The sequence below is a fragment of the Pseudomonas sp. BNK-15 genome (assembly GCF_047456105.1).
Lineage (GTDB): Bacteria > Pseudomonadota > Gammaproteobacteria > Pseudomonadales > Pseudomonadaceae > Aquipseudomonas > Aquipseudomonas putida_E.
In genome coordinates this window covers 3,519,856-3,532,400 of the sequence record NZ_CP179898.1, presented here as the reverse complement: position 1 = coordinate 3,532,400, position 12,545 = coordinate 3,519,856, and the positions used below count along the sequence as shown (strand labels likewise).

The 12,545-nt window shown below is 58.9% G+C and carries 8 protein-coding genes; 4 read left to right on the top strand and 4 right to left on the bottom strand.

All coding sequences use genetic code 11. The annotated features are described in order from the left end of the window. The first annotated feature begins 154 nt into the window (after positions 1-154). Positions 155-2,602 carry an acyl-CoA dehydrogenase gene (locus ACMGF5_RS16130; RefSeq protein ID WP_115275611.1) on the top strand — a complete coding sequence of 816 codons (2,448 nt, stop codon included), beginning with the start codon at positions 155-157 and terminating at the stop codon, positions 2,600-2,602. 60 nt (positions 2,603-2,662) lie between these two features. On the opposite strand, the gene ACMGF5_RS16125 is transcribed toward ACMGF5_RS16130, so the two are convergent. Next, a complete protein-coding gene (locus tag ACMGF5_RS16125; protein ID WP_119688511.1) occupies positions 2,663-4,192 on the bottom strand; it encodes a hypothetical protein in 1,530 nt (509 codons plus the stop codon). 211 nt (positions 4,193-4,403) lie between these two features. Here ACMGF5_RS16125 and ACMGF5_RS16120 point away from each other — a divergent pair, with 211 nt between their 5' ends. From ACMGF5_RS16120 to ACMGF5_RS16110, 3 genes are all read left to right on the top strand, one after another. Next, the gene (locus ACMGF5_RS16120) at positions 4,404-4,814 is read left to right on the top strand and encodes a PA2817 family protein (protein ID WP_115275609.1); all 411 of its coding nucleotides are present in this window, start codon (positions 4,404-4,406) and stop codon (positions 4,812-4,814) included. A 218-nt stretch (positions 4,815-5,032) separates the two neighbouring features. Beyond that, positions 5,033-5,572, top strand: coding sequence for a fimbrial protein (locus tag ACMGF5_RS16115; RefSeq protein WP_115275608.1), 540 nt, complete (start codon positions 5,033-5,035; stop codon positions 5,570-5,572). Between the two features lie 57 nt (positions 5,573-5,629). Beyond that, entirely contained in the window at positions 5,630-6,367 is a 738-nt protein-coding gene (locus ACMGF5_RS16110; protein ID WP_174141829.1) for a molecular chaperone, read from the top strand. 14 nt (positions 6,368-6,381) lie between these two features. On the opposite strand, the gene ACMGF5_RS16105 is transcribed toward ACMGF5_RS16110, so the two are convergent. The 3 genes from ACMGF5_RS16105 to ACMGF5_RS16095 form a co-directional block, all read right to left on the bottom strand. Further along, a complete protein-coding gene (locus ACMGF5_RS16105) occupies positions 6,382-7,845 on the bottom strand; it encodes a hypothetical protein (RefSeq protein WP_196997696.1) in 1,464 nt (487 codons plus the stop codon). A gap of 66 nt (positions 7,846-7,911) precedes the next feature. After that, a complete protein-coding gene (locus ACMGF5_RS16100; protein ID WP_204920417.1) occupies positions 7,912-10,104 on the bottom strand; it encodes an autotransporter outer membrane beta-barrel domain-containing protein in 2,193 nt (730 codons plus the stop codon). A gap of 170 nt (positions 10,105-10,274) precedes the next feature. Beyond that, positions 10,275-12,275: a hypothetical protein gene (locus tag ACMGF5_RS16095; RefSeq protein WP_115275604.1), complete on the bottom strand. Its 2,001-nt coding sequence runs from the start codon at positions 12,273-12,275 to the stop codon at positions 10,275-10,277. Positions 12,276-12,545: the final 270 nt, after the last annotated feature.

Below are 12,545 nucleotides of genomic sequence, written 5' to 3'. Positions count from 1 at the left end.
CTGTCGCCTGCATCGGCGAGTGGGTCGATATAGACGAACAATGAGCTGAAACTCCCACAGCCACACCCTGTCACTGTTCTGATACTGCCGTTCACTGTGTTGCGTCTAAGCTCTGTGAGACGGCCCAAGCCCCTGGTTCCAAGGAGGAAGGATTATGTTGCTGTTGTGGTTGCTGGTCCTGGTGATCGGCACGGCGTACCTCACCCACCGGCGTCTGCCACCGCTGCAGATACTCGCCATCGTTGCCGGCTATACCTTGCTGATGGGCATCTTCAGCTCGGCGCCCGGCTGGCTGCTGGCGTTGATCTGGCTGGTTCTGGCCGCCAAGGCTGCCCTGCTGTTACTACCCGAGTGGAGGCGCAAGGTATTCACCGGCCCTGTGTTCAAGTGGTTCCAGCGCACCCTGCCGCCCATGTCGCAGACCGAACGCGAAGCCATCGACGCCGGCACCGTATGGTGGGACGGCGAGTTGTTCAGCGGCCGCCCCGACTGGCGCACGCTGCTCGACTACCCTGCGCCAACACTTACCGAAGAAGAACAGGCCTTCATCGATGGCCCGACCGAGGCGCTGTGCGCGATGGTCAGCGACTGGCAAATCGGTCAGGATCTCGACCTGCCGCCCGAGGCTTGGGCCCATATCAAATCGCAGGGTTTCTTTGCCCTGATCATTCCCAAGGAATACGGCGGCAAAGGTTTCTCCGCTTACGCTCATTCTCAGGTCGCCATGAAGCTCGCCACGCGCAGTGGTGACCTAGCCTCCACGGTGATGGTACCCAATTCCCTCGGCCCGGCTGAGCTGTTGCTGCACTACGGCACCGACGAGCAACGCAACCACTACCTGCCACGCCTGGCCCGGGGCGACGACATTCCGTGCTTCGCGCTCACTGGCCCCCTGGCCGGCTCCGATGCAGGCGCAATGCCGGATACCGGTGTCATCTGCAAAGGCCAATGGCAAGGTGAGGAGGTCATCGGCCTGCGCCTGAACTGGGAAAAGCGCTACATCACCCTCGGCCCGGTCGCCACCCTGCTCGGCCTGGCCTTCAAGGCCTACGACCCGGATCACCTGCTGGGCGAAGAAGAAGAGCTGGGCATCAGCCTGGCGCTGATACCCACCGACACCCCCGGTGTGGAAATCGGCAAACGCCACCTGCCACTGGGCGCGGCCTTCATGAACGGCCCCAACAGCGGCAAGGACGTGTTCATCCCGCTTGAATTTCTCATCGGCGGCCAGGCCATGCTTGGCAAGGGCTGGATGATGCTGATGAACTGCCTGTCGGTGGGCCGCTCCATCTCCCTCCCTGCTGTGGGCACAGGTGCTGCCAAATACACCAGCCTGGTCACCGGCCAGTACGCCAACATCCGCGAGCAGTTCAACGTGCCACTGGCGGCTTTCGAAGGCATCCAGGAATCATTGGCGCGCATCGGCGGCAACGCCTGGCTGATGGACAGCGCCCGCCTGCTGACCGCCAAGGCCGTGGACCTGGGCGAAAAGCCTTCGGTGCTGTCGGCGATCCTCAAGTACCACCTGACCGAACGGGGCCGCGAATGCATTCAGCACGCCATGGACGTGCATGGCGGCAAGGGCATCATCATGGGCCCGAACAACTACCTGGGGCGCAACTGGCAAGGGGCGCCGATTTTCATCACGGTCGAAGGCGCGAACATTCTCTCGCGCAACCTGATGATCTTTGGGCAGGGTGCCATCCGCTGTCACCCGTTCGTGCTCGAGGAAATGGCCCTGGCAGGCCGCGAGGACCACGGCCAGGCCCTGAAGGAGTTCGACGAACTGCTGATGAAGCACATCATGTTCGCCGCAGGTAACGCGGCGAGCACACTGGTGCACGGGTTGGGGCTGGGTCATCTGGAGAAGGTGCCAGGCGACGCCCTGAGCCAGGGATATTTTCGCAGCCTGAACCGCCAGGCTGCGGCCTTTGCCTTGCTGGCTGACCTGTCGATGATGCTGCTCGGTGGCGCACTCAAGCGCCGCGAACGCCTCAGTGCAAGGCTCGGCGATGTGCTCAGCTACCTGTACCTGTCTTCGGCTGCACTCAAGCGCTACCATGACCTTGGCTCGCCCGAGCACATGCGCCCCCTGCTGCGCTGGGCCATGGAAGAAAGCCTTGGCCAGGCTGAAAACGCCCTGGACCGGCTGTTGGACAACTTCCCCAACCGCTTCGTCGGCTGCGCCCTGCGGGTGCTGGTATTCCCGTTCGGTCGCAGGCATACCGGGCCGAGCGACGAACTGGATGCGCAGGTGGCCGAACTGATTGGCAGAAGCAAAGGCGACCCAGCGCTGGAAGAATTGCTGGCAGGGTGCTTCCGGCCCCAGGCCGAAGGCGACCCTGTGGCTGCGTTGCAACGCGCCAGCGACCTGCTCGATGAGGTCGCGCCACTGCAACGAACGCTGCACCAGTCAGTGAAGGACGGTACCGTACGACCAGCACCCGGGGAGTCGCCCATCGATGCGGCTGTGGATGCTGGCGTACTGCAGCCGCATGAAGGCCAGCGTTTGCTCGATGCGCAGCACGCTCGCCGCCAGGTCATCGATGTGGATGCCTTTGAAAAAGCGCAGCTTACGCGCGCTGAAGGGCATATTCGCTAACGTCAATGTCAGCGCCCGGGGCCTGCCGCCGGCCTCGGGTTGCTCTTCGATACTCCACATTCAACCGTTGGTCAGCTCAACGAAGCGGGCGGCAGTCAGTGTTGGCACGGGTATTACAATCGAGGCCCAATAATGAAACCGGGCTTGGTCTTGAGTATCTTCAGCCAATAGCACCGTGAACGGTGAAGGCGCCGTCGGATGTGGCGTAAAAACACCCGTTGCGGACACTGTGCCGTTGCCACTAATGACAGTCCATCGAGTGTCAGCGGCTCGCACCTCCACCTCACCTTCCCAACTGTCATAAAAAAGCAGCAGCCTGACTTTGTTGTTTACCAGTTCTGCTTTCAGGTAGTGGGATTCTATGGTGTGCAACGTAACGAAGGTGGATATGGCTGTTTCACTACCTGCCGTGGCCTTGATCACATCTGCACTGATAAGCGTACGCGGGCCAGATTGTAGTGCCACCTCACGTTTGGTCTTGTTGTTGGAGTCAAGCGCGAATGCTGGCGTAGGTGCACTGGCTGGATAATAAAACATCTCATCCCTCTCGCTCATCAGGCGCCCTGATGCTGCACCCTCGAACGCCCATTGCACATTTGCCGCGGCTGGCGCCAACGTCAATGCCTGTTTCTCATCACTGACTCCAACCAATCGAAGCCGTGGGGTAATGGCGAGCGGTTGTTCGACGTGTGCCTGATGGCGGTATTGGTCAGCCACGCTGTTAGCGTCGTACATTGCCCAATACAGTAGCAACTCCGGAATCAATTGCCCGGCGGTAAAACGCAGCGATCCTGGCGGTGTGCAAAAACCGGCGAGCCAAGCGTTGTCAACCGGAGGCAACCCCAGTAAAACCTCGGGAAAGAGAACGCTCAAAAAAGACAATACGCCCGCATCCCCCGCCGTTTCCGGGGCACTCAGCGAGTTGGTCCCCCCCAGCGCAAGTTCACTCGACCCACTGGACAACGTCAGGTCCAATGACGCTTCTCGAAGCTTGAAAGAGCCTTTCACATCGTGCAGTAACGGGCTGATAGGCGGCAACACTCCATACAGGTTGACACGCGCCGTTTCTTTATAGTGCTCGGTAAGCGCTGCCCAACTAAAGTCACCGTCCGTATGTTCGAACAGTGCCTCACCGGACCACTGCAGCCGAAGGAACGACCCCTCTAGCAACTTGTAACGCAGGTAGCCGTTGGCAAGTGGCACCTTGACTGTGAATGCCGTTCTCGAAGCCGGTAATGTTTCCAGCATTTCATGAACTCGTCGCCCAACACGCCCCAACACCGCGCGCAAAGCAAACTGTGAATCTTTTACGATGGTGTTCGTTATCGTGATGTGCTGTTCGTTGTAGGTAACGCATGGTGCACCCAAGCTCAGGGTGCCCACGCGCCATATAGCGCCCTCGACCATCCGGTCGTACTGCACCTGCTCACTCACGCGGCGCGAATTACGCCGGGCGTAGTCAACCCATGACGCATTGACGATCTGGCGACTCAAGACACCGACCACCAGTGTGAGCGGGTCGACCAAAACAGTATTCAGCGTATCGCCGCGGGTCGGGGGTTGCGCGCTGTCGGGTATACCATCAGCCATTGCAATATCTCCTGTTTCAATGGGTTCATGTGAACATCCCGAACGTACAGCGGCAACTGGCAGTAATTGCAGTTGACAGTGCACTCGCTTGCAGAAGCTGGTTTGAGCCGAACCAGCCTCCAGCCAGGAGATAGCCTGTGTGCGCTCGGTCGCGACACGAAGTGGCCGGGAGCGTATGATTCAGCACTGTCTACGCAATCGAGTTACGTTCATGGCCCAATCCTACCTGGCACACCACCTGCAATTGCTGCACCACCTGCGTACCATTCTGGTGGCGCTCGGAGAAAGCGAGCAGGTTCCCGAAGAAAGCCACGTGCTGTTCCTGGAACGCTTCGACGAGCTGCTTACCCATCTGCCAACCGATCCGCTGCAAAGCCAGTACCTGGGCCAGGATCTGATCTGCCAGGTCATCCAGCGCTATCCGCAGATTGCCCACCTGGTACCCCGTGACCTGCTCTGGTTCTTTGGCGGCGATTGCCTGCACTTCATGCCGGATGAAGAACTCGAGTTGTATCAACAGCTGGAAGAAATGCGCTACGAAGCCGAACAACAGGGCGAAACATTCGATTGGCATCAACACAAAGAAATGCTCAGCCTGTCGAATCGACGATCAGCGCACTAAGCGATACGCCCTGCCGCATCAGGGGGGGGCGCGACAGGCCGACGCGCCGCGCCTTGCGGCGGCTGCCATCCCGCAATCCATGCAGGCTTGCTAATTATTCCTACATCCCGCTTATCCCCCCCCCTTTAACCTGTTCGCCGCTCCCCCCAACAGGCGCTTAGCCGTCTGGGAGCATTCCGGGACTGCCCCACATACGAACAGGATTCAAGGAACTGCCAATGAAAAAGACTTTACTCATGCTTGCCTTGGGAATGGCCAGCAGCAACGTATTCGCAGCCCCCGAAACCGGCCAGATCAACTTCTACGGTACGGTCTATGGCGGCGGCACCTGCCCGATCGAAGTGGTCAACCCCGGCGGAAGCGTTATCCCTCGTGTATCGCTCGGCAACTTCACCACCAAGTACTTCAGCGCCAGCGGCACCGTTACCCCAGACGTGGCATTTGCGTTGCGCGTAACGCCTAGCGCTACTTGCACCATCGCACCCGGCGCAAAAACCAAGATCACCTTTACTCCATTGCACGGTGTAGTGGGCACAAACCTCTACGGTATTCGCGGCGGCGGCGCCACGGGCCTGGGTCTTGTGATCAAGGACCAGGCTCGCACCAAGATCAACCCCAATGCCGAATCCAAAGAATACGACCTGTATGAAACCCGCCCGACAGACTTGATGTTCTACGCGGCGTATGAATCCTTTGCCGCCACCGTTAGCGAAGGCTTGGCCGAGGCGGAAGTTTCTTTCGTGGTGAACCTGCCTTGACACGCACTCCAGGTGCCTGCACCTGGAGTCGATTCCAACTACACCCGGTCCAACGCCATGCTGTTTTTCCGTCACCCCCTGGCTGTTGTGTGCAGTTGCCTGCTGCTGCTCGGCGCCAACACGCCAATTGCCTATGCGGCACTTACCATCAGCCATACCCGTATCGTCCATGAGAGCGCCAAACGCAGCGCCTCAGTGATTGTCGCAAACCCTTCGAAAACGGCGTTCGCCGCTCAGGCTTGGGTCAATACCGAAGCCGACGATGCAACCACTGCTGTCCCCCTCATAACCTCGCCTGGGCTGTTCCGTCTGGACCCCGGCAATGAGCAGACAGTGCAGATCAACGCACTACCCAATGACCTGCCGCAAGACCGTGAGTCGCTGTTCTATTTCAACTTGCAGGAAATTCCGCAGGCGACGGCCGATACCCGGCAAAATATTCTGAACATTGCCCTGCGTACGCGCATCAAGCTGTTCTATCGCCCCAGCCATCTGAAAGACCGCCCGCAAGACCGGCTCAAGGACCTGGCATGGTCGGTACAACTGATAGACGGCAAACCGCACCTGGTTGTCGACAACCCTTCGCCCTACCACTTCACTTTCAACCGACTGGTCATCAGCGGCGCTGGGTTTAGTGAAACCATTACGGCCCACGACATGGCCCTGCCATTGAGCCGTCAGACGTATGCGCTGAAGCGGTTACCGACAACCCAGGGCCTTCAGGTCAACTTCACCACGATCAATGACTACAGCGGCATTACAGCCGAACGCTCCAGCCCGGTGAAACCAGAGTGAGCCAACCTATACCCTCAGGCGCGCAACGTAAGGTTGATGGAGGGGAAACGGACCCAGTTGCCGCCCTCATCGAAACTCACCTGAACGCTGACAGTAAACCGTTCATTGAGCCTGAGGCTTGCCAGATAGGTTTTTGGCACCGTCACAGCGTTATCCATGCCAATCCCCTGCCTGGCTTGCGTAGCCGATACCGGATGTGCGACAAGTGCATCATGGGCGGGCGCCTCATTGCCACTTTGCAATACGCCCGTCACCTGGATGCTGACCCGCTGCCCTTCGGCGATCATCCGCCACGTGTCCAGCTTGATCGGTACATGGGCAGGCGCAGAAGCCAAGTGAAAGCCTGTACTGTCGGCACCCACCAGGTTTACCTGAGGCAGCCTTTGCGTCATCGCCCTCACCTCCAACCTGACCGGATCAGAGTCCAGAGCACTGTCACCACCATCGACTTGGTAGATGACCGGCAGGGTCCGCTTGCTTTGCGCCAAAACCTTCTGCACCGGAATTTCAAAGTGCCGGTCGCGCCCCTCGTACGGGGTCCGGGTTGAATAGTGCCCCACGCTTCCCGGCTCCCCCCACACGACAGTGATCGTTTCACCGGGATACACCATCACCTCGGCCGGAACCTCGATCAACAAGGGAGCGTCAAAGTCGTCAAGCGCAAGCGTCAGTTGTGGCCCTGAACCCTCAGCCTGGGCGATCAGCACCGGGCTCAAGCTCCTGGGCACCGGCGTGGCCGTTACCGCCAGTGTGACGGGCTGCGATCGTGCACTGACATTACCCGCGCGATCACGTACCCGATAATGGATATAACGCGCACCATCCTCACGCTCGCGAATCATGTCTCCGGGAAATTCGAGTACCAACGGCTGCCCGACGTTCTGATCTGTCACCTCAAGCTCGGCAACCTGCTCGTTGGCAAAGGGCGCTCGGTCCCAGTAATACGTCAGCATATCGCCCACTGCCGGGCTGTCGTACCCCGGCACAGTGGCCAACAAACGATCACCATGAGACTCCAGGTAGCTCACCGTAACGCCCTCGTCCAGGACCTGCTCCTCAACAATCAAGGCACCGTCCTCGCCCCCCAGCAACGGCGCGATCTTGTCGATCGTCAGTGTCAGCGGCTCAGACACCACCTGACTTCCGTTGTAACCATGGACGCGGTAGGTCACAAGCACCTGGCCGTGAGCCAATAGCGCTACCGGGACATCGGCGTACAGGTCTTGCGGCGGTATGGTGTCGAACCAGGTTTTCTCCTCGACCAACTGCGCGCCCCAATACAGGAAAAGCTTTTCCGGGTAGTCGGGTGAAGGGTTCGAGTAGTCCCACATAGGCACTTCAATCCGCAATGGACGTGCAAGCGCCGATACGGGCAGCAAGTTGTCCTGCCCTCCTGGGATATTGGGCAGAACATCTGGCGAAACAGGCGGTTCGAGGAGCGTATCGGTGGGCAGGCCTCTCGCTGATCGTTGCATCATGCTTCCCCTTACGTTTGTTACCGTGCACAAAAACGGGAAGGCTGAACCTTCCCTGTTGCGACCGACCTACCAGCTGTAACGCAGCCCGACGTTAGCCCCCCAAGGCTGCTCAATCTTTTCACCATTGGCATAATCAAAGTCTGCATGCAGCTGCAAGCGATCATTAAGGGTCGCGGCAACCCCTAGCCCAAGCTCGCCTCGCGAACCCGACAGATCGTTGTCGAATCGATTATTGTTGACCTTCACCTGATTGTTCTGAACGAACTCATGCGCATAGGCTGCGCGCAGATACGGCTGCAGCAATCGCCCCTCGCCCAGTTCGAAGGTCCGCCCAACGGTGGCACCGGCCTTGCCGAGCAGCGAACGGGTATCATCACCTTGGGCTTGCAAGCCATTGTCCAGCTGGTAGTCCTTGCCCTGGATATTGACCACCGACCATTGCGTGTAGGGCTCGATGAAGTAACCAGCCCCCAGGTCCAGGTGCCGACCAAACTCCACGGATGCCCCCACGCCAAGGTTGTCGTAGTCGCCCTTGGTCCGCGTGCCATCGCTCAAGGCGATTTTTGATGAGTTGTCAAAACGGTTGAGCTTCACCACACCGTCCAGGTAGTACCCACTCTGGGCATCGAGCCAGGTTGCATAAAGCCCCAGGTAGTAGCTCTTGACCTCTGCCGAGGCGCCCCGGACCAAGTCCAGATCAGAACCGCTGTGGCCCGCCATCACCCCGATCAACCATTGGCCATCGCCTACCGGAAGCGGCGCATCGGCACCCAACGAGAAACCCTGCTGAACTTGCCGGTAAGGGCTACCCGATGCATCGGACACGTTGAATTTGTTGCCATAGGCTCTAACCCAGCCACCGGCACTTGCCTCATCCAGGCGTAACTCGCCCATGCGGCTACGCAACGTCGTCAGCTCGCCGTACCACACAGTCGGCGCCGTGTTGAACAGAGCCAGCACAGAAGCAGTGCCAGGGCTGATGACCTTGCGCGAGCCATCGAGGAACCAGTCGTTGCCTCGCTGCACCAGGTCATAGGAAAAAGCCCCCAGGTCGACTGGCCCGTTGAGTAATGAAAACTGCGCATCACCCGCCGCGGCGTGCACCAGATGCAGCTGGTTTTCAACCGAGGGATCAGCGCCGCTGCTGCCCACCAGCAAGCTATGGCTACCGGTGGCAGTTCCGGTGATATCAAGGAAGTCGGTCTGGCCAGTACTGAAGTCACTGTCCATGATGAACGTTCCGCTGCCTGCCAGAGTCCCCAAGGCCAAACGTTGATACTGGTCGGGTTCACCGAACCTGATACTGCCGCCATTGAGAGCCAGGCTGCCGACCTGGCTATCTTCGACCATGTTCCAACGCGCTTGGTCGTTAATGGACAGGCCGGACACATTCTCCAGGCGGCCTGTCAGGCTGGCCTGGTTGTCCAGCGTCAACGAGGCACTGGAGCCGGCTTCGACGCGTACATCTCCCACAAGTTGGCTGTTGTCGACAGTCATGCTCGCCGTCGACCGGCCCACCACTTCCAGCAGGGTACCGTTGCTACCGCGCAACGTGGAGCCGCCTGCCACGTTTATTACCCCATTGGCAGGGCCGAGCAACGGATTGCCGACAATGATGGCCGAGCCGTCCAGCCCTTGCACATCAGAGCCCACCAGGTTCAGCGTGGCTGTACCCGGCAAAGCAGCATCGGAGAAGATACGCACCCCAGCTTGCGCACCTACCAAGCGGCTGTCTTGAGCCGTCAGTGTCGCACCGCCAAACATGTTCGCTGCCGCAGCGGTCCCGGTACCGATCAACTCGCTGCGTTGCAGGCTCAAGGTGGCAGCTGATGACACCAATGCGCCGCCGCGGGCACCTTCAACATGACTGTCGCTGATCGTGGCCGAAGCCCCCGCAGTGCCGTCAGACTCCAAACGCAGGCCATAGCGGTCACTGACCACACGCGAGTTGTCCGCTATGGTCACCCTCGCCCCACCACGCAGGGCGATGCCATCAGCGCCTTGCGCATCCACGTTACTGCGTTGCATCTGCAACTGCGCACCGCTACCGATATCCAACTGCAGGGTCGATGCATCGACCGCCTCAAGCCAGGCGCCAGGGTTGAGCTGATAGCTGTCGACCGGCGTGGTGGCGTCGATCGCTCGCTTGCCCTCCACGACGGTCAACGCCTCGGTAACCGGGCTAGCCAGCAAGAGTACAGGTAACATGAGCACCGCCTGCATTGAAGGGTACGAGCGTTCTTTAAGCACAGTCGCCATTGAATCAAAGGTCTCCGTCGTATTAACTGAAATCACCCACGGATTAGGGGGTAAATTTCGTACAAGTTACGTGGCACTACCCGAAACCTCTGTAGGAATATTCGTCAATTGAGCAAAAGACATCTGACGGGAGATGAAGATGGCTGACGCCATCTTCATGCGTTGCCTGCTTACGGTTTGAGTGGGCAAGCTGCTCCCAGTTGATGCATTGAAATGATGCGTTCCTCAGTACCGGACGTGTACGTCGTACCGTCCAGTTCGAAGGTGTACCAAACACGGGCGCGCCCGTCTTTAAGGGCAGCATTGAAGTTAGGTATGGGCAGTATGTGTGTGTCATAGGGCTCCACACGCCATACAAACCCATTCAAACTTTCCGCTGTCAGGGTAATTTCCTCGACCTTGTCAATGTCCGGTATTGGCGTTTCACCGGTAAAGCCATGCACTGCCGTCCAATGCATCGTAACTTTGGCACCCGTCACTAAACCGTATGCCGCCAGGTCCGGCACCTGAACACGAATGGCCGCTGCGGCACCGCTATCGTCATCCGGGTCATACAATGATCGGCAGGTCAGCCAGCCCACGGGAGCCTCGGTATTGCCACCAAGAAACTCAGGGGCGTCCGGGACCAAGACAATGGCCGTTACGGTTACATCGGTCGATGGCGACACTGAGGCATTGGGAACACCGTCCCGAGTGATCCTGTAATGCACCGGCACTACGCCGTTTTTGTGGGCTTCGATGTAAGCCCAAGGGATCGTTGCCGTGACTTGCTCACCGGGATCGGTGTCCAGCACCTCATGATCCGCTTCAGTGATATGGGTTCCACCCCAATGGAAGGTAATTTTATCGCCCTCGATAAAGGTGCTATCGAGCACGAACGTCAGGGTCGCAGGCTTGAACTGATCGTCGGGCGTCAGTTCATTGTTTTTGCCCGAAACCTCACCTTTGACCGTGACGTTGTCCAACTTCGGGTTGACCGGGTCTGGCCAGGTTGGGTCTGGGCCTGGATCGACCGGCCCGATACGTTCAAGGTTAACGTCCACAGCCGTCCGCTCGGTGCCCGCTGGCACCGCCCCCCGTCGCAGTGCATAGCTGACAGGTGTCGACATCGCCCCGCTGCCTGCGGCCGCATACTCGCCCCACACTTGCAGCGGCAACAGGTTGATTGCCAGTGGGAAAGATGGCGCGTTGCCAATCGGCTGCCAACCCAGTTCGAGGGAGCCCCAGGTCACCTGTAACTCATCTGTGGGCTTGAAGTGCTCGAATGCCGGGATATGCACCGACACACCCGTGAACACATCCTCCTGGTCGATCACTCCATCGCCAGCCAGCGGCACTTCAGGAGCCTTCAAACCCGAAGGCAATGGCCCAAGCGCAACACCCACCGCGGTAGGAGGGGCGATTCGGCTGATGTTGCCGGCCTTGTCAACCAGCAGATAGAGGGCGTAAAGGCCACCATCGCCTGCGGCTTCGATGGCAGTTCGGGGCACCTTCAATTGCTGTGGTAACGTTCCGACATCTACAGTCACGGCAGGTAATACCGCGGTGAGGTCCTCGGGTACATCCTTCAACCAGTAGACGGCAACCTTGTCGCCGGCGGCATGATCAGGGTACGAACCCAACGTCAGCTCAACATCTGCCACGTTGGCGTCGGTGACATCTGCAATCGGCGCAAAAGCGGGCGGGACGTTACCTCGGTTGGGCGCAATGCGGTCAAAGATCAGCGCGAGCCTTCCGCCCTGAAGCCTCGTGCCCCCACTGTAAGGTAAAACCTCATAAGTGAATGTCTGTGTACCTTCACCCCACGCCTCAACTCTTTCCCTGGGCACGGTATACGGCAGGGGGAACTCGTCTCTATTACTTTCGTCAAGTTCCCTATTGATTAGTTCTTCCCGCCCCCCGTTCTCACTTAAATGATAAATATATAAAGTGTCGTAAACGCCGAAGCCGGGCGGCGCAAACGTGTCCCATGCCGGGATGCTGACTGTCAGTTCCCCATCAGCGCTGAGCAACACTTGGCTTTTCAGCGTGTTATCAGCGGGATCGGCCAATAGGCTCGGGTCGATCAACGGGGCTTCCAATGCAGTGGACACAGAAGCCTGCGCCCGCTGCTGACGCACGGCCTGGCGGGTTTGCTCGGCCGTCATGGTCCTTTTTTCATACGTGCTCATTACGTTTATCCTGTCGCGCTGGAGGGTTAAGGACGCCGAAACTAAGCGAGTTGCATACCGTTATTTAAAGGCCCCTGTTCAACACGAACAACTGGCAGAACTGACAGTTGACTTCTTGCATCAGCCTTTTAAACCGCCGAGTAATTATCGAGTTATCAACAAGATCGAGCGCCGCGCGGGCGGCGCTCGATCTCAAGGGCACCAGATCACTCCGGATATGCGCCTAACCGCATCGCCAAAGCCCAGAAACACCGGTTACACCGTGCGCAC